Origin of the sequence: Aureimonas sp. AU20 (genome assembly GCF_001442755.1) — a bacterium.
Lineage (GTDB): Bacteria > Pseudomonadota > Alphaproteobacteria > Rhizobiales > Rhizobiaceae > Aureimonas.
In genome coordinates this window covers 2,247,060-2,263,809 of sequence record NZ_CP006367.1, presented here as the reverse complement: position 1 = coordinate 2,263,809, position 16,750 = coordinate 2,247,060, and the positions used below count along the sequence as shown (strand labels likewise).

Sequence of the window (16,750 nt, the reverse complement as noted above, 5' to 3'; positions counted from 1 at the left end):
GACCCCAAAGCAGGGTGCAACGTCCGCCGAATAACCCAGGTCTGAAATCCTGGTGACCGCGGGTAGCGTCGCAGCACCCACCCGCCGATCCCCCGAGTCCTGATCCGCAAGGTGGCCCCGTGCCCTCGCATGCCGACACGTCGCTTTACGACGTCCTGATTTCCGAAAAGCAGATCCATGAAGATAGCCTTCAGCCCGTCCTGGCGGGCAAAGAGCATGCTTCCCTTGATTTCCTACTCCGCGGTGGCCCGCCTGCCGACGGCTCGATCCTCACGGATTTCAACCTGTGGGCCGAGTCCATCCGTCGCCGCCGGCTGCTGTCCGACGACGGCGAACTCCGGCTCCTGGTCGCGTGCACCGACCTGCCGACGCGTGCGATCCTGACCGATCTGCGGGATCACATGCCGGCCGGCCACGAACTGCAGCGGGTACAGTACTGGCTCGCGATCCACGGCGACGTCGATGCAGCCAATGAACTCTACCGCCGGTACCATAAGTCGGCGGATCTGCGGGCCGCGTTCGTGATCGGACTGATGTACCACGCGACCGCCACCGCTAAGAGCCACGTTTGGACGTGGTATCCCGGTGTCGAGATCCGGATCCTGATCCGTGGTGCGCAGGAACTCGCCAGGCGCATCGATCTGCAGTCGAGCGCCGTCAACGCGGTCTGTGGCTGGCGGGATGCGATCAAGCGTCCGAGCATGCAGGAGTCGTATGCGTCGTCGGAGAAATCATGGCTGCGCGATCTCGTGACGATCGCGAGGACGCGAGCCCATGAGCGCGAACTCGAAAAGACGAAGGCTGTCGTCGAGGAGTTCGTCGTACCGGAAGACCCGAACCGATTCTTCAGGTCGGGCTCCGGCCTGCTGTGGGATAACCATCTCAACGTGATCGTCGACGAGACCTCGGACGAGCCGCCGGACGAACGGACTGCTAGGATCCGCGCACACGTCGCGAACGTGACGGCGGAACGAATCGCGTCGCTGCCTGACCGCCCGACGGCTGCGTATCCGCACCTTGTCGTCCTCGCCGACCTGCAGCCCTCGGACGGCGACAAGAAGGCTCGTGGTGACGACAACGATCTGATCCGGCACCTCGCGCCGATATCGGGTCGACACCTCGACCTCACCTGTGCGCCTAAGGACGTGGCCGGGATCGCCCATTCGCTCGGCGACGCCTGGCCCCACGCCCGGACCGTCGTCGACCGCATCCTTCAGGACGTCCGTCCGGGCGAGCCTGTCCGGTTCCGTCCGACGCTGCTCGTTGGCAAGCCCGGGTCCGGCAAGACGAGTTTAGCTCGTGAGATCGGGACGGCCCTTGGTCTGCACACGACGGTGTACCCGTGCGCCGCGGTGTCGGACAACAGCTTCGGGGGAACGCCGTCACAGTGGGGCACTCGACGAGCCAGCACGCCCCTTGAGGCGATCCGGGTGGCGAACCTTGCCAACCCGATCCTTGTGCTCGACGAGATCGAGAAGACGGGCACGGGAGATCGACACGGTTCGCTGCTGACGTCGCTTCTGCCGATGCTCGAACGGCACACAGCGAGCCAGTACTTCGAGGTCGGCATCGAGAGGAACGCGGACTTGTCCTACGTCAGCTTCCTGGCGACCGCGAACAGCCTTGACGGCGTGCCCGCGCCCCTGCGGGATCGGTTCAGAGTCGTCGAGATGCCGGACGCCGGACCCGAACACCTCGGCGATCTGGCTCGCCGGATCGTCGCCGACATCGCGATCGACGGCGGTATGGACCTCGCCTGGACCCCGCCGCTGGCTCACGACGAACTCGGCGTGATCCGGAAGATGTGGAAGGGCGGCTCCCTCAGGCGGCTCAAGACGGCGGTTCAGGCCACGCTGGACGCTCGCGAAACGGTGCTGCGTGGGAGGCCGCTGTGATCGTCGTGTTCCCCACTCCCGTCCTCGCCCGCCTGGAGCATCTGGAGCGGTCGGAAGGCATTCCGCCGTCCGAGGTCGTCATTCAGGCTGTCGACATCTACTCGCACCTCGATGCCGACGAGCGGCACCGGATGGGCATGTTCGCTATGGGTATCGTCGTTGATCGCCACCGGCGTTTGCAGGGAGACCGCAGGTGAGGATCTGGATCATGTCCGACCTGCACGATGACTTCAGCCGCTCGGCGATCGGCGTCTGGCAGCCCCCGACCGACGTCCAGGCGGACGTCCTGGTCGTCGCCGGGGACATCGCGGGTCGCCTGAGCACGATGGGGCGGGACTGGCTCGAGAACCAGGTCCGCCGCCTCGGCATCCCCATCGTCGTCGTGGCCGGCAACCACGATTTTTGAGCGGCAGCGTCGATCGCGAGATCCCCCGGTTCCGTGAACGCGTGCAGGTCGGCGGCATCCACGTCCTCGACGGCGACACGGTCGAGATCGGTGGCGTCCGCTTCGTCGGCGGGACGCTTTGGACAGACTACGGGATCTGCCGTGACGGCACGCATAAGGGCCAGCTCGAGGCCTTGGCGGCCATGAACGACTTTCGGTACACCCGGTCGGACACCGGCTCGGAGCGGCCCCGGCTCACGCCTCAGCACCTCGTCGGCATCCACGCGAGGCACCGGAAGGCGATCGTCGATACGCTGGCGACGCCGTTCGACGGGCCGACCGTCGTCGTGACTCATCACGCGCCGTCAGCCCGGTCGCTGAGGCACGGCGAGGTCAGGGAGCGGCTGGACGCCGCGTACGCCAGCCACCTCGAAGACGTCATGCACGACGGGCGGCCGGCGCTCTGGATCCATGGCCATGTCCACTGCCAGCGCGACTACCTCGTCGGCGACACACAGGTGATCTGCAATCCTCGGGGGTACGTGCGCACGAAGATGGTTTTCGGTCAGGGCGTCGAGGAGCACGAGAACGCGGCCTTCGATCCGCGGCTCGTCGTCGAGGTCTGACGAAGACGGCCGGCGAGGTTTCCCTCCCGGCCGCGAACCCTGTCTATCGCTTGCGTGGCGTCATTTAGGACCGCGAGGGGTACGACGCTCAATTTCGTTTTGCGCAGCATTCTCGCTGACAAACGGACCTGCGAGGATCTCGCCTCCCGGCGTGCAGACGTACCAACCTGCTTCGTCCACGTTGTCCTCAGGCGGTTCCAAGTATCTTGCTTCCATTCGATGCTCTCCATGTTGGCTCCGTGCGGAAACCTATACCTCGGCCGACCGAGGGGTAGTGCAGACGAGGGGGCACCCATCTTCGAACCCTGTGATAAGTTTCCCCACATCTCAGGGCGAACTTCCCCCATATTACACCACACCCGAACTGACGGACGGTTCCCGGCTGCCGACGTGCAACCCGTCTGACGTTGCGTCATCGGTTTCCCCATGTCCAAATTGACGAAGTGGGATCGATAGGTGCGGACAAGAATGGATGATTCGGCACCAGCCGTACCTGCAGGTTTCTGGCGACGTGCGATCGCCCTCGTCATCGACTGGGCGATCTGTTCTCTGATCCTGGCCTGTGTTGCCGTATTGCTGTTCGCGGCGACAGGAGGACGCTTACAATTCATTCCCAACCCGGTACCCGCATGGTGCCAGGACGTGGATCCGATCCCATCCGAACTGAGACTGCCAGCAGATTTCGTGCCCAACGTCGCCAAGTCGTGCATCTACACACTCTTCGGCTTGCCTGCGGCACATGTGCTCACGCTGACGCAAAGAACAGTCGAAGGAAACTTCACGACCAACGTCAATATGAAGCTGACCGTAGACGCCGATGGCATGGCGTGGGGCGGCGGCGTGAAGAAAGGGCCCACCGAGGAACTGCTGATCCTGTTCCGTCTGCTGTTCGATACCTTCGGCCGTAGTCCGGGAAGACGCGTCTGCGGTATCGCGATCGTAGAAAGGGGAAGCGGTCGACGAGCGCCATTCTCGTCACTGTGGAAGCGCTACCTCCTCTTCTCCATCCCGATTGGTCTCGGCTATCTGTATGTGATGTCCGGCTCCCAGCCGGTTTTGTTTTCCAACCTGTCCGCGTCCTTCATCGGTTTCGGGTTGGTTCCGCTTGGCATCTTCGTCGCACTCTCAGTCTGGAACGTCGTCTGGATCGTGCGCCGTCAGCCTGCCTACTACGACCGTCCCGTCGGAACTTCCGTAGAACGCAGGTGATGGCCCATTCGATCGAGGTGACGCTCGACCAGCGGGATCGGGATGCCCGTCCGGATGGCGATGCGTCTAGCAGGCTGGCCTTCCCTATGCAGGCGGTCGATCGCACCGCGTGTCAGGAACGAGAGCCGGTAGACGGGCGTGATCCGCAGTTCGGCGAGTTTGTGAGCGACGGTGCTCTCCCGCCGATCGAGGGCCACGGCTATCTTCCTGAGGGACGGCTCCGTCAGGGCCAGTTCCCGCAGACGCCTGACCTCGCCATCGGTCCAGAAGTTCCGCTGAACGGGTCTGGGTCGGCGCGTCGAGACGGTCGGGACGGTGCGGAAGAAGAAGGCCGACGGGAATGGGACGACGGGGGTTGAAGCGACGGGCGCGGTGGCGACGGGCTTCGGTTCGACCGGTGCGGATCGTGGCCTTTCCTGAACGACCGGTAGAAGCCCCTCGGCCACGAGGTCGTCCCGTATCACCGCCGCCACCTTCTGCGAGCAGTTTAGGCTTCTGACCACGCCCGCGATCGATCCACCGGACGACAAGCTTTCGAGAACGGCGGAGCGGATCTGGTCGCGACGTGCGCGGTTCTTGAGCGTCGATCCGGCGGCGGACTCTACGGTGCGCTGCCGGACCCTATGCATGGCCCAGGAGGACGGTGTCATGGACAGCCCGCATGCCCCCTTCGTAAAACGGAAGGCGCCACCGATCCTGATCTGGCGATATCTGACGGAACAGAAGGGCATTCCCGCTGCCGAGATCGCGGTCTATGGCGACCTCAAGGTCGACCAGCGGGACTTCCCTCTCCCCGCGGACTTTCGGCTGTTCTCCGGTGGCGACGACGACTTCGCTGCGTTCACGGCCGGCAACTTCCGGCACATCATCTTCAACCAAGCGCTCCAGGAAGGTTGGGACGACCCGACCTGCGGGTTCGCGTACATCGACAAGTCGATGGCATCGGCGACGCAGGTCGAGCAGGTCATTGGTCGTGCACTGCGTCAGCCAGGCGTACAGCACTATGCCAACCCGATCCTGAACACCGCGCACTTCTACATCCGGACGGGTAGCCGGCAGGAGTTCCAGACGATCCTGGATACAGTCAGACGGCGCATATCCGGTGAAACGCCGGATGTCCGGATCGACGGGTACTCGGACCAGCGGGACAGGACCCGGTCGCGTCTGGAGCCGAAGGAACGCCGAACCGTCCCGGAAATCCATATCGATGCGGACGCCGCCGTGGACCAGCTCGCCGACGCCGTGGCGGGCATTCACGACTACGCATCCGACGACGTCAACACGACGGGTCCTGGCGAACTCAGCCGGGCGGTCCAGATCGTGGGTGAGCGTACCCCGACCCAGATCGAGACCATCCGCAAGGACCATTCGAACCGCATCGTGGCACGCTGGCTGGTTCGCCGGCACATGCAGTCCATCTATCCAGAGGCCACCAAGACGATCGACTGGGCCGATCCCAAGTTCGAGGTTCGGATCGAGATCACCAGTGTCGCGGCAACGGCCCTTCGGGAGGCAGCCGAGCGCTTGGTCGACACCTACCTCGATCACTCGGAACTATCGTTCGAGGACGCCAACCTCTACGTCGTGCCCTCTGTCCTCGTAAAGCCAGACGAGGTGGAGCGGTTCGAGAACGCCCTGCACGACGGCTACTCCGACCTGCAGGACAACGAACTCGAGGTCGCAAGGGCGATCGACACAACCGGCTACATGTGGTCCCGATCCATGCCGCGATCGTCTGGCAGGACCGCCGGACCGCCGAACGGTGGCGGGCGCTGAAGGACGACAGGCTGGAGCCGATGGTCTCGGAGAAGACCGGCCTGCTGCTCGACCCCTATTTCTCGGCGACGAAGATCGCTTGGATCCTGGACAACGTTGAAGGTGCGCGAGCCAGCGCCGAGGGAGGAAGGCTCGCATTCGGAACGGTCGACACTTTCCTGCTGTGGCGGCTGACGGGTGGCGGAGCGATCTGATCGGTCGTATTGGTGCTAGCCTCGTTAACGTCCGAGAGCTGCTATCGGGCGGGCGTTATGAGCGGGGCTGCTCATCGTGTTTGTCGAGCTCAACGCCAGGGAGCGTGAGCTCGCTTCAAAGGCCTGTGGATTGGATATTGACCTCTGGGATTTGGCAGACCTAAGGCGTGTCGCGGCGAGCGATCCCTTCCTTCCGGAGAAGCTAGACGATCTAGCGAATGCGACCGTGATGGATTCCTTCGATCCTATCGATTCTACCAACGTGTTCAGTGCTTTTGGGACCGGAGCTTTGATCGCCGCGAAGCTTCGAAACACACCGCCCGGTCAAGACGGATGGCAGGCTTTCGAAAGCACAAGCGCCGATCGGAACAGCCTAAAACCCGATGTCACCCGCAGCGATCTTTCGATCGCGCTCGGCGAGTTCGGCCTCGTCGGCCGGGCACATCATCGACAGACCGTCGAAAGCCGCCCTTTCCTGCACCTCTTCGACAAACGGCCGCAGCTCTTCCTCGTAATGGGAGAAGGCTGCGGTATGATCGCCTGGATACCGCTCCAGCGCGGCCGCCATGCGCCCTGCGCCGATGATCGCCATCGAACCGCCGAAGCCCGCCAAAGGTGAGACGCAATAGCCCGAATCGCCTACCAGCGCGACGCGGCCGCGCGACCAGCGCGGCATCCTGATCTGGTTGATCCGGTCGAAGTAGAAATCGTCGTTCCCTTCAACGCTTGCGAGCATGGCCGGCACCTTCCAGCCTATCCCGTCGAACAGGTCACGGATCAGGCCGGCTTGTTGCCCCTTGTCGCGATAATCGTATGCGATCTCGCCTTCGGTCCGAAAGCAGAACCCGATGTCGGTACGGTCGTCATAGCCGTTGAGCATCGCCATTCGACCGGGCACGCTGAAGACCTGCGACACGTTCTCGGGCAGCAGCCCGGTGCTTGGAACCACCCTCAGGAAGATATAGCCGCCCATGAAGTGGACAAACTGGTCGCTCTCGCCGAACAACAGCCTGCGCGTGTTCGATCGGTTGCCGTCACACCCGAAGACCATCGCAAACTCGCGCTGGTCGCCGTCATTGAAGGTGACGGCGGCGCTATCCGGCCCCTCCTCGAGGGTAGCGATGGACCGGTCGAACAGCAGCTCGATCTTGCCGGCCACCGCACTGAAAAGAATGTCCAGCAGATCGTCGCGGTGGATTTCGTAGCGCTCGCGCGAGGTCTCCTCACCGCCACCGACCGAGCCCAAGGTTATGTCGTTCGCGTCCTTGAACTCGAAGCGGCGAGGAGGAAGCGCCTTTTCGCGTACCGCGTCGGCCAGTCCCATGCGCGTCAGGATGTCGATCGTCTCCCCCTCGATATCGACCGGCGTTCCCCCACGCCGCAATCCCGGTGCTGCCTCCAGCACGGTGACACGGTATCCGAGCTGGCTCAGCCAATAGGCGGTGGCAAGGCCAGCGAAACCCGCACCGCTGACCAGCACAGCGTCATCCGAGACGACTGAGGCTAGCCTAGTGGTTGACGACGCCATGAGAACACCTCCAATTTGGATGAGAGATATAGATATACCGAGTATAATTATGTTTTCAATATATGCGTAGCGCCGGGCTGGATCGGCGAAGCCGGAAGCGTCTCGCGACCCGTCAGGCGATCTCCGACGTCGCGACGCGCCTGTTCATGGAGCGAGGCTTCGACCGGGTAACGGTCGACGAGATCGCGGAGGCGGCAGATGTCGGGCGCATGACCGTGTTCAATCATTTCCCGCGCAAGGAGGACATGTTCTTCGACCGCGAGCAGGACGCGCGCAGTCTGGCTTTCGAAGCCATCCGATCACGCTCGCCTGACACCTCTCCGATCGAGGCTCTGGGGAGGCTCGCTCACAGGATGGTCGAACGCCCACAAGCCGCCTTCCCACTCTTCACGGACACCCGGATGTTCGTCGAAACGGCGCTGGCAAGCGAGGCGTTGAAAGCGCGTGCGCGGCAGATGCGCGATGATTTCGTCCGCGCGTTGGCGGGTCTGCTAGCCGATGAGGCAGGCCGTCCCGACGACGATGCCGACGCCCACCTTGCCGCCGGATTGATCGCCGCGACATGGAGCATCGCGTTCGTGCAAGCCCATACCGAGCTGAGTGCAACAGGTGACGCTGAACTGGCGAAAAGCGTCTTCCTCCGCCTCGTTGACCGGGGGGTCGCCGGAACGATCGAGGCCCTTCAGGGAACGCCTTACGCGAACATTTCTTCCTGAAAGAGCCTCCGACTGGATGAGTGTTGTGGGTCTCGACATTGCTGGTCCTGGCTTCATAAGAACTCCTGGGCCTTCCTGAGTTGATCTGCGAACTTGGCCGGGGTCGAGTGGCCCTTGGGACGGTACGCCGACGGGCTGACCCATCCAGAGTGAATCAAATACCAAGATGCCACTACTCAACGTCAATGAGAGCCTGAATGGATCCGGCAATCCAACGCTCCAAGGCATCCACATCGTCTAACTGATCACGCAGCATTCGATAGCGCGTGGTCACCCCGACAACGAAGATGTCTATGGATCGGGCACGCGCATTGGCCTCCTCCTCGCTCATTCCGTAGAGGAGGAGCCTGCGTGTCAAAGGCGCTAGGGACTGCTCGTCAAGGAAGGTCGATAGCACGGCTCCGGCTTGAGCGTGTTCACCGGCCGCGCGCAGGAGGGCGAGAAGCGGATCCTCCCCTTCCTGGGATGTCCACCGATCAACGATGGCCTTGGCGAGACGTTCTCCAAACGTTTCGCGTGGGCCTTCGAGACGCGCATCAAGATTCAAGCGTACATCGGTGGCGGCAATGAACAAGCCGTTCTTGCTGCCGAAGTAGCGTGTGATCAAGTTGGGAGACACCCCCGACGACGCCGCGATCGCGTGGACCTTGGCACCGCCGAACCCCTCGCGTGCGAATTCCCGGCGCGCCGCCGAGAGAATGCGCTCGCGCGTCATCGCGGAGTCTTTGGGTCTTGCGGGTCGAAAAGCCATGCCAAGGACCATACATCAACCAGTGTATATGGACATACACATTCTACTGTGTATGATCGTACACATGACACTCGCCCTGCTCCCTATCCCGGATTCCGAAATCATCGACCTGCACCATCGGCTTTCGTCAACACGATGGGCGCGCCTTCCAAGCGGTATGGGTTCCACCCGTGGGATAGATGCCGACTACCTCGCAACCCTGCTGAATCGCTGGCGCGACGGTTACGACTGGCGGCTCCACGAAGCACGCATCCTCTCCCTGCCGTGGGAGACCGTGAGTTGCGGTGATCATGGCTTAAGGGTCGTGCATCAGCGTGCCTCGATCGAAGATGCGCCGACCGTGCTGCTTCTCCACGGCTGGCCGGACTCCATCCTGCGGTTCGAGCGTGTCCTGCCCCTGCTACGCGATGTGAACGTGGTCGTGCCGGCACTCCCGGGCTTTCCCTTCGCCCCTGCGCTGACAAAGCCCGGCATGACGGTCAAGCACATGGCGGCGCATGTCGCTGAGGCGATGAGCTCGCTGGGCTATCGGCGCTACGTGGTGTCGGGGGGCGATGTGGGCGCCGATATAGCCGAGCAGCTTGCCATGCTGCAGCCCGACTGCGTCGCCGCTCTGCATCTGACCAACATCTCGCCCCTGCATGCCGTCTTCGCGGACCGCTCGAAGCTCGATGCGGACGACCTTGCCTACCTCGATCGCGTGGCGGTCTGGCAGCGCAAGGAGGGAGGTTACATCGCCGAACAGTCGACGAAGCCGCACACCCTGGCCGTCGCCCTTGCGGACTCGCCGGCCGGGCTTGCCGCCTGGCTGGCAGAGAAGCTGCGCGATTGGTCTGAAACGCCGTTCCCAAATGACGACGTGCTGACCTGGATCAGCGCGTACTGGTTCAGCGGCACCATCGGCACCTCCTTCGCTCCATACATCGAGTTCGTGCATCCCGTGCCGTACGTTCCGACACCGACGGTGCTGGGCGTCTTTGCGAACGACATCAAGGTGGTGCCGCGCAGCTTCGCCTCGCACTTCGTCAACATCCAGGAGTATGTCGAGCATCCGGACGGCGGTCATTTTGCGGCCTGGGAGCAGCCGGACCGCTACGTCTCGGATCTGCGGCGCGCCCTGGCGCTCTGATCCGCAGCCGGCTCAGAGCGCCGCTTAAGATTGGGTCTATGGCCGCGAAAAACTGGTCGAACGAACCATTGCGCTCAGCCCAGCGCAGTGTCTCGTTCCGCTCCAGCAGCGCTTCGCCGCACGGGTGGTCTGCGCGCTCCAGCGTGTCGACCCCCTCCGCGACGTAGGCGGCTGGAAGCATGGCATGGGGATCGAGAGCTCTGTTCGCGCCCGTCGGGACGATCAACCAAGTGATGGTTGTGGGACGACTGTCGGCCCTCACCCCGCCCTGCGGTCGGCCAGGAGCCCCGCGAACGTTCCCGCCACGATCATCGCCCCAGCAAATGCCGGGACTAAACATCTAGCGGCGCGGCCCTTCGTTCCGCTCGCGCCGCTCGGCAGCCCGATCGCCGCCTATCTCGAACTTCATATCGAGCAAGGGCCGATCCTGGAGCGCGAGGACGTGCCGGTCGGCGTGGTGACGGGTATCCAGGGCACGGTCTGGCTGGAGGTCACGCTCACCGGGCAGGCCGCCCATGCCGGCACGACGCCGCTCGACTTCCGGCGCGATCCGCTGGCGGCGGCAACACGGCTTCTCGCCACGCTGCATGGCGAGGTCATGCCGAGCGATCCGCAAGCGCGCTTCACGGTGGGGCGGATCGAGGCCTCGCCCGGCTCCGTCAACGCCGTGCCGGAAAGCGTGACCTTCACGGTGGATCTGCGCCATCCCGACGCCGCGCGTCTGGCGGCGCTGGAGCAGCGGGTGCGGGAGGCCGCTATGCGCGAGGCCGAGCGGGCGCGATGCACGGCCTCCTTCCGCCCTCTCGCCCACATGCCGCCGCTCGCCTTCCCCGAGGCCATGCTGGAGGTCATCGAGACGGGCGCTGGCCGCGCCGGTCTTCCCACGTTGCGCCTGATTTCGGGCGCCTTCCACGACGCGCTTCATGTCGCGCGCTGCGCGCCGACGGCGATGATCTTCTGCCCCTGCCGCGGCGGGATCAGCCACAACGAGGCGGAGGATGTGGAGCCGCGCTTCGTGGCGGCAGGCGCGACCGCGCTTTTGGAAGCCAGCCTCGCCTTCCTGGAGCGCGCTGATATGGGCACGTCCATCGAGACGCGAGGGGCTGCGATGCGGGCCGGCTGAGGGCGGGCGACGCCCGGCCCCGTCCCCGAAGGGAGGGAGACCGGGCGTCTCGGGGTCTTGCTCAGCGCCAGCTATTGTACTGCGAGTTGAAGGTCGCGCCGATGCCGAAGCGGGTGTCGCGGCTCGAACCCCGCTTATCCTCGGCCTTGAAGATGGCGCGCGCCTCGGAATAGCGGCTCATCTTCAGATTGGTCCAACCCTTGAGGATCTCGGCGCCGCGATTGTGCCCGTGCGTCTTCTCGTGCTGGTCGAGCGTCGCCAGCGCCGAAGTGTAGTCGCCCGCGTCGAACTGGCTCTGCGCCTGGGCGAGCAGCTTGTCCCGCCCGCCCCCGCTCCGCTTGCCGACCTGACGAACCTTGACCTTCTCGCGCGGGGCCGTTGCCGTCTCCATCGCCTTCAGCTCGCGGATTTCGGGGAAGCGCTCGGCATAGGCGGTCTGCACCGCGTCCAGCGCCGCCTTGTCCTTGGTGCGCGCGGCGACCACCGCGAGGCCCATGACGCCCTCGCTGGTCGCCTCCCAGTCGATCGACTTGCGGAACCAGCTGCGCGCGCCGTCCGTGTCGGCCTGGCCCAGCTTGTACCAGCCGAGCGACTGCGCGCCGAGCGCGGAACGGCTCGCCTCCACCACGGCGGAAAAGCGCGCCAGCATGTCGGCGTCCGGCGGCGTCAGCTTGTCCGATGTCAGGCGCTCCGACACCATCTCCACGAAGATTTTGGCGATCTCGGGCGAGCGGTCGCGATTGTCGTAGGCAAGGCTCGTCGCCGCATCGAGCGCGCCGTCGTTGCGCAGCGAGAGGATCTGACCCTCGACATGCTTGGGGTCGGTGTCGAGCTGCGCGGCGGCCTTGAACCAGCCGTTGGCGTCCTTCCACTGGCCCTGGCCGAAGAAGTACCAGCCGAACAGCGCCGCGTCGCTCGCCGAGCGGCTCTTGCCGATATAGTCGGCGAAGGCCTTCAGATTGGCGGGGTCGGGAAGCGAGGCGCTTTCGCGCGAGGCGACGCGGCCCATCTGCCCGCGCAGATTGTCGAAGCGCAGCGTGTCGAACTCGCCCCGCCCGTCGGGCATGCGCCGGCCCAGCGCGGCCAGCGCTTCGGCCCCCTGCGGCGGCAGAACGGCGCTCGCCTTCTGAACGGTGGCGAGGCGCTCGGCCTCGCCGTCGCAATTGCCGAGAATGTACGAATAGGCCTCGTAGGAATGGGCGGGGTCGCCGCTGCGCGTCAGGGCCTCACCCAGCGTCCAGAGAATGTCGATATGGGCGCAGGTGAGAAGCCCGGGGCGCTGGCGCGCCTGATCCACCACCACCTGCCATTGTCCGCTATCGGCAGCTGCAGTTATCGCCGCGCGTGCCTGCGCGTCGCCCAGCTTCTCGGTGAGATCGGCGGAGGGCTCCCAGCCGGCATTCTCGGCCCGCAGCTTGCGCATCAGGGCGTCGGCCCCGGCATAGTCGCCGGCCCCGAACAGGTCCCAGATCGGTTGCTCGTTGATCTTGACGCCGGTGGCGAAGAGATCGGCCGGCGGCTGCCAATTGGGGTAGAGCGACTTCAAACGGCGGATTTCAGTGCCGACCCGCGCCATGTCGCGCTGCGAGGCGTAGTAGCGAAGGCCGCTCTCGTCCGGGCCGCTCGGCGCGGCGCCGACGTCCTTGGCCGTCGCGTCCGGCGCCTGAAGGGTGAAGGGCGAGGCCCCGCCGGCGGCTGGCTGCGGCACGGGCGCGGCCACCGGGGCCGCCTCGAACGGATTGGCGCCAGGGCGGGCCGGCGTGGTGGCGCTGGGGATCGCGGTCGGCGCGGGTGCGGCTGTGAAGTTCGGCGCGGCGGGCGCGCCGCTCGCCAGAACCGGCATGGCGCCGCCCGGCGCTGCCCGCGCCATGGGCGAGGCACCGCCGAAATCGGGCACCGATATCTGAGCATGGGCTGGCGTCAGGAAGACGACGAGCAGGCCGGCGGAGCCCAGGAGAAGCGATTTCACAGGCATCGGGGATACCTTTCTGCAAAGGCCAAGAGGCTCAGGAGGTGAAGCGTGCTGGGATAGTAGGTGGTCGGCACGAAGTTGCGGGTCTCGGCGCGCGCCGGCCTCTCGCCGCTGGCGCAGGCCACGAGATCGGCGATGGCGCCGTAGCCCGGCGCCGTCATCGGTTCGAGCGTCGCGCCCGTCGGGAGGTCCACCGTGCCGAGCGCGCCCGGCGCTTGGGCGGACCAGCTGTCGGCATAGGACTTGAGAAGCGCGGGATCGGCGTCCTGGCTCCAGGCAAGATAGAGAGGCACGCGCACCGCGTTGTAGCCGAAGCTCGCGGGGAAGGACCGGGCGGGCGCGGGGTCGGAGGCCCCGAGCGAGACCCAGTCGCTGGGGAGCTTTGCCGGGCCGAAGCGGGCCTTGCGCAGGAGCCAGGTTCCGCTTTCGCCTAGCTTGGCCTTGGCCAGCGCCGGCGAGATCGTGGCGAGCTCCGCGATCGCGGGAAATATCCAGTAGGAGGCGTTGACCACCGGCCCGTCCGGCTGCTCACCCTTGGCGAAACCCTCCGCCGCCGGCATGAGCATCTTGCGCCCGCGCACGTCGGAGACCGAATGGGCCGCCAGCGCATCGCTGATCGTGCGGGCCCGCTTGCGGAACTCCGGCACGTTCCAGCGCTCGGCCGCCCGCAGCAAGGCCCAGGCGACCAGCATGTCGCCGTCGCTGGCATTGTTCCGGTCGGTGATGTGGGGCGAGGCGGCGGGGTCCCACCGCCAGGCGGCGAGCCCGTCCTCGCGGATGAACAATTCCTGCTGGGTCCAGGACCAGAGCTTGTCGAAATTCGCCCGGTCGCCGGCCGCGACCGCCAGCAGCATGCCGTAGCCCTGGCCTTCGCTGTGGCTGATCGAGCCGTTGTCATCGTCCACCACCCGCCCTTCGGGCGAGACGAAGCGGCTGCGATACAACTCCCAGGCGCCGATCAGATAGTCCTGCGGCTCGACCGTCAGCGCCGCTTGCGGCGCGGCGGCGAGAGCGGGCGAGGCCGCGCCGGTCAAGGTGGCCATGCCCGCCATGGCGGCGAGCAGGAGTGCGCTCATCCGGCGTCTCACTTGCTCTTCTCCCCGACGCGGCGCAGCAGGAGAAAGGTCGAAAGCGCCAGTAGGAGCGAGGCCCCCATGACCGAGCCCGCATAACGCTCGCTGTGGCGCGAGAACCAGCCGGCCAGCACCAGACGGGCGTTGCCGACCGTCCAGCCCTGCGTCTCGAACAGGCGCTCGTCCGGCCCCTGCGCGATGCGCAGCGCGCCGTCCGCCGCGCTCGGAATTTCCGTGCGCGCGCCCGCGACCATGCGCCAGACGCCGGGCTCGCCGAGCCGGCGCGAGCCCTCCGCCAGCGCCTCGCGCGTCGGCGCGGCGAGCACCGTCCAGGCAGCGCCGGGGGCGATGGGCGCCGCGACCTGGGCCAGCACGAACGCGTCGCCCGGCAGCGGCAGGGCCTGCGGCGAGGCCGCCGCCGACCATTTCTGCGCCGCGCTGGCGATCGGCGCGACCAAGGGCTGCACGATCTCGCCCGCGCGCCCGAGCAGGTCGCCCGGTTGCGAGAAGGCGGACAGGAACCCGTCCGCTCCGGGCGGGGCCTTGTCCATGCTCTTCAGGATGTCCATTGGCGAGGGCTCGGATCCGCCGCCGGCGGCCTCCGCCGGCAGGATCGAGGCGAGGCTGGCGAAGAGCCCGGCCGAGCCTGCGTCCGCGCTCGCGCCGCGCCGCTCCACCGCCGAGATCAGTTCAGGCGGCAGCGCGGAATAGGTGCCGACGGCCAGGAGATCGCCGCTTTCCTCATGCGGCATGGCGCGCACGACCTGCACCTTGCGCACCGTGCCGGAGGCGCCGGCCATGCGGGCGAGCATGGTCGCCGCCGCCTCCAGCGCCACGGCGTCGCCGCCCGGCGCGTAGACCGACAAGGGCTGCTGCGCCTCGCCTTTATCGGACAGGCCGGCCAGCGTGGCGGACAGGTTGGGATAATGGCCGATGCGCGCGAGCGAGGGAATGTCGATCCGCGTCGTGCCCAGAAGCGCGAAGCGCGGCGCCTCGTTGCTGGCCGTGCCCTCGCAGGTCGCGTCGCCGGCGCGGGGAACCAGAGCCTCGAAAGAGATTCGGTTGGCGCCGGGTTTCAGCACCTCCAGCGGCAGGCGCAGACGCTGGTCCTTGATCTGGCCGGCGCGCGGCGAGGAAAGATGGAGCGTCGCGACGATCTGATCGTTGGCCCGCACGAAGAGCATGGCCTCGGAGGAGAGACCCGCCGCATAGACAGCGTTCAGCACCACCGTCGCCGTGTCGTAATTGGCGGGGTAGAAATCGGCCGGCAGCGTCAGCGCCACCTCGTCGCGGTAGACATGCCCCGGAAAGGGCCGCGTGTCGCCGCCGAACTCTGCGAAGCTCGCCGACTGGCCGGCGTCGATCGGCCTGCCTCGGCTGTTGGCGAGGGCCGTGAGACCGGGCACCGACCCGTTGGGTCGAGCCTCCCGTGCGCCCTTGGCGAGCGCCGCGAGCGCCGAGTCGACATCGCCCTGCCCCGCGCCCGTCACCACCAGGGCCGGACGGCCGGTGGAGGGGGCGGTGGGAAGAAAGAAAACGCCGGACCAGGGCGTGTTGGGCGCAAGCTTGGTCGGCGACAGGAAGGCCAGTTCCTCGAACGTGCCGACCATGACGTCGATCCCGCCCGCAGGGGTGCCCCCGAGATGCACGCGCGGATTGGCGAAGCGGCCGAGTAGCGCCAGGGACTGGACCGCCGAAAGGGCGCGCCCCGTCGCCTCGGTGGTCGCGCCGGGCTGCGAGAGGACGTTGAGCGCGACCTCGCCGTCGAGACTGCGGGCGAGCGCCGGCAACTCGCCGAGATCGGACGGTCGCGAGGCGGTCTGGGCGAAGCGCAGGCCCGTGGTCGCCGGGTCGAGCCGTGTCCAGAGTTCGTAGGTGCCCGCCGCGCTGCAATCGACGCGGTGGAACTGGCGCACCATGATCTGGACGGCGTTGAACCCGGCCTGAAGCAGGCCGGCGGGAACCGCCACGCTGAAGCGCTGGTCGCTGCCCACCGTCAGCGGACGCTCGGCCACGACCTCGTCGTTCACCAGAACGGTGATTGAGGAGCTTTCCGGCGCGATGGTGACGGTGCTGGAATAGCCCACCGTCAGCTCCGCCGGCTTGGTGCTTTCCTCGCCGGTGACGAAGACGGGATAGGTCCGGTGCGGATTCTCCTGGTTGAAGGCGAGTTCCGAGGCGCCGGCCGGCAGGCGCACCAGACCCGGCGCACCCTCCGGCCGCGCGGTGTCGGCGCCCGATGGGGCCACTGATAGGTCGAAGGGTTGGGCGGCCCCGGCCAGCGCCGGGGCTGCGGTGGGGGCGAGAAGAGCGAGGGCGGAGGCGCCGAGAAGGGCTTTCCAGCGGGGTGTCGGGCGATGCGTCATGAGCAGG

At 66.2% G+C, this 16,750-nt stretch carries 15 protein-coding genes and 1 pseudogene; 10 read left to right on the top strand and 6 right to left on the bottom strand.

Going from position 1 to position 16,750, the window contains the following annotated elements:
* Positions 1-119 precede the first annotated feature (119 nt).
* From M673_RS09980 to M673_RS23645, 5 genes are all read left to right on the top strand, one after another.
* Complete coding sequence (locus tag M673_RS09980) at positions 120-1,895, top strand: AAA family ATPase (protein WP_061975830.1); 1,776 nt, start codon at positions 120-122, stop codon at positions 1,893-1,895.
* Positions 1,892-2,092, top strand: coding sequence for a hypothetical protein (locus tag M673_RS09975; RefSeq protein ID WP_061975828.1), 201 nt, complete (start codon positions 1,892-1,894; stop codon positions 2,090-2,092). The genes M673_RS09980 and M673_RS09975 overlap by 4 nt, the downstream gene beginning before the upstream one ends.
* Positions 2,093-2,103: 11 nt before the next feature.
* Positions 2,104-2,301 carry a metallophosphoesterase gene (locus M673_RS09970; protein WP_148640016.1) on the top strand — a complete coding sequence of 66 codons (198 nt, stop codon included), beginning with the start codon at positions 2,104-2,106 and terminating at the stop codon, positions 2,299-2,301.
* Positions 2,298-2,906 (top strand): hypothetical protein, encoded by a 609-nt coding sequence (locus M673_RS09965; RefSeq protein WP_061975823.1) that lies wholly within the window; start codon positions 2,298-2,300, stop codon positions 2,904-2,906. The genes M673_RS09970 and M673_RS09965 overlap by 4 nt, the downstream gene beginning before the upstream one ends.
* Before the next feature lie 468 nt (positions 2,907-3,374).
* Entirely contained in the window at positions 3,375-4,115 is a 741-nt protein-coding gene (locus tag M673_RS23645) for an RDD family protein (RefSeq protein ID WP_082639317.1), read from the top strand.
* On the opposite strand, the gene M673_RS09955 is transcribed toward M673_RS23645, so the two are convergent.
* Positions 4,076-4,765: a hypothetical protein gene (locus tag M673_RS09955; protein WP_061975819.1), complete on the bottom strand. Its 690-nt coding sequence runs from the start codon at positions 4,763-4,765 to the stop codon at positions 4,076-4,078. The two genes, M673_RS23645 and M673_RS09955, sit on opposite strands and share 40 nt — an antisense overlap.
* Here M673_RS09955 and M673_RS24895 point away from each other — a divergent pair.
* Positions 4,764-5,891, top strand: a complete 1,128-nt coding sequence (locus M673_RS24895) for a hypothetical protein (RefSeq protein WP_061975817.1) — start codon at positions 4,764-4,766, stop codon at positions 5,889-5,891. The two genes, M673_RS09955 and M673_RS24895, sit on opposite strands and share 2 nt — an antisense overlap.
* Positions 5,834-6,073: pseudogene (locus M673_RS24890) on the top strand (FGGY family carbohydrate kinase); the annotation flags it as partial. The gene M673_RS24895 and the pseudogene M673_RS24890, both read left to right, overlap by 58 nt.
* Positions 6,074-6,458: 385 nt before the next feature.
* On the opposite strand, the gene M673_RS09940 reads toward M673_RS24890, so the two are convergent.
* Positions 6,459-7,565 (bottom strand): FAD-dependent monooxygenase, encoded by a 1,107-nt coding sequence (locus M673_RS09940; RefSeq protein ID WP_061975813.1) that lies wholly within the window; start codon positions 7,563-7,565, stop codon positions 6,459-6,461.
* Between the two features lie 110 nt (positions 7,566-7,675).
* On the opposite strand from M673_RS09940, the gene M673_RS09935 reads away from it, so the two are divergent.
* Positions 7,676-8,329: a TetR/AcrR family transcriptional regulator gene (locus M673_RS09935; protein WP_061975811.1), complete on the top strand. Its 654-nt coding sequence runs from the start codon at positions 7,676-7,678 to the stop codon at positions 8,327-8,329.
* Positions 8,330-8,501: 172 nt separating this feature from the next.
* Here M673_RS09935 and M673_RS09930 read toward each other — a convergent pair whose 3' ends face one another.
* Complete coding sequence (locus M673_RS09930; protein WP_202814317.1) at positions 8,502-9,044, bottom strand: TetR/AcrR family transcriptional regulator; 543 nt, start codon at positions 9,042-9,044, stop codon at positions 8,502-8,504.
* 100 nt (positions 9,045-9,144) lie between these two features.
* Between M673_RS09930 and M673_RS09925 the strand changes: the two genes are divergently transcribed.
* Positions 9,145-10,209, top strand: coding sequence for an epoxide hydrolase family protein (locus M673_RS09925; RefSeq protein ID WP_061975809.1), 1,065 nt, complete (start codon positions 9,145-9,147; stop codon positions 10,207-10,209).
* A gap of 184 nt (positions 10,210-10,393) precedes the next feature.
* Positions 10,394-11,332: a hydantoinase/carbamoylase family amidase gene (locus M673_RS09920; protein ID WP_082639305.1), complete on the top strand. Its 939-nt coding sequence runs from the start codon at positions 10,394-10,396 to the stop codon at positions 11,330-11,332.
* Between the two features lie 61 nt (positions 11,333-11,393).
* Here M673_RS09920 and M673_RS09915 read toward each other — a convergent pair whose 3' ends face one another.
* Genes M673_RS09915 through M673_RS09905 form a run of 3 tightly spaced genes read right to left on the bottom strand, consistent with a single transcriptional unit; the run spans position 11,394 to position 16,743 of the window.
* Positions 11,394-13,307 carry a hypothetical protein gene (locus M673_RS09915; protein WP_061975804.1) on the bottom strand — a complete coding sequence of 638 codons (1,914 nt, stop codon included), beginning with the start codon at positions 13,305-13,307 and terminating at the stop codon, positions 11,394-11,396.
* Entirely contained in the window at positions 13,298-14,380 is a 1,083-nt protein-coding gene (locus M673_RS09910; RefSeq protein WP_061975802.1) for a glycosyl hydrolase family 8, read from the bottom strand. The genes M673_RS09915 and M673_RS09910 overlap by 10 nt, the downstream gene beginning before the upstream one ends.
* 8 nt (positions 14,381-14,388) lie before the next feature.
* The gene (locus tag M673_RS09905) at positions 14,389-16,743 is read right to left on the bottom strand and encodes a cellulose biosynthesis cyclic di-GMP-binding regulatory protein BcsB (protein WP_061975800.1); all 2,355 of its coding nucleotides are present in this window, start codon (positions 16,741-16,743) and stop codon (positions 14,389-14,391) included.
* Positions 16,744-16,750: the final 7 nt, after the last annotated feature.

Bases quoted from the DNA above. Each gene is read 5' to 3' on its own strand.
- M673_RS09970 (WP_148640016.1), top strand. From the start codon at position 2,104: ATGTCCGACCTGCACGATGACTTCAGCCGCTCGGCGATCGGCGTCTGG.
- M673_RS23645 (WP_082639317.1), top strand. From the start codon at position 3,375: ATGGATGATTCGGCACCAGCCGTACCTGCAGGTTTCTGGCGACGTGCG.
- M673_RS24895 (WP_061975817.1), top strand. From the start codon at position 4,764: ATGGACAGCCCGCATGCCCCCTTCGTAAAACGGAAGGCGCCACCGATC.
- M673_RS09955 (WP_061975819.1), bottom strand. From the start codon at position 4,765: ATGACACCGTCCTCCTGGGCCATGCATAGGGTCCGGCAGCGCACCGTA.
- M673_RS09935 (WP_061975811.1), top strand. From the start codon at position 7,676: ATGCGTAGCGCCGGGCTGGATCGGCGAAGCCGGAAGCGTCTCGCGACC.
- M673_RS09930 (WP_202814317.1), bottom strand. From the start codon at position 9,044: ATGACGCGCGAGCGCATTCTCTCGGCGGCGCGCCGGGAATTCGCACGC.
- M673_RS09925 (WP_061975809.1), top strand. From the start codon at position 9,145: ATGACACTCGCCCTGCTCCCTATCCCGGATTCCGAAATCATCGACCTG.
- M673_RS09920 (WP_082639305.1), top strand. From the start codon at position 10,394: ATGGGGATCGAGAGCTCTGTTCGCGCCCGTCGGGACGATCAACCAAGT.
- M673_RS09915 (WP_061975804.1), bottom strand. From the start codon at position 13,307: ATGCCTGTGAAATCGCTTCTCCTGGGCTCCGCCGGCCTGCTCGTCGTC.
- M673_RS09910 (WP_061975802.1), bottom strand. From the start codon at position 14,380: ATGAGCGCACTCCTGCTCGCCGCCATGGCGGGCATGGCCACCTTGACC.
- M673_RS09905 (WP_061975800.1), bottom strand. From the start codon at position 16,743: ATGACGCATCGCCCGACACCCCGCTGGAAAGCCCTTCTCGGCGCCTCC.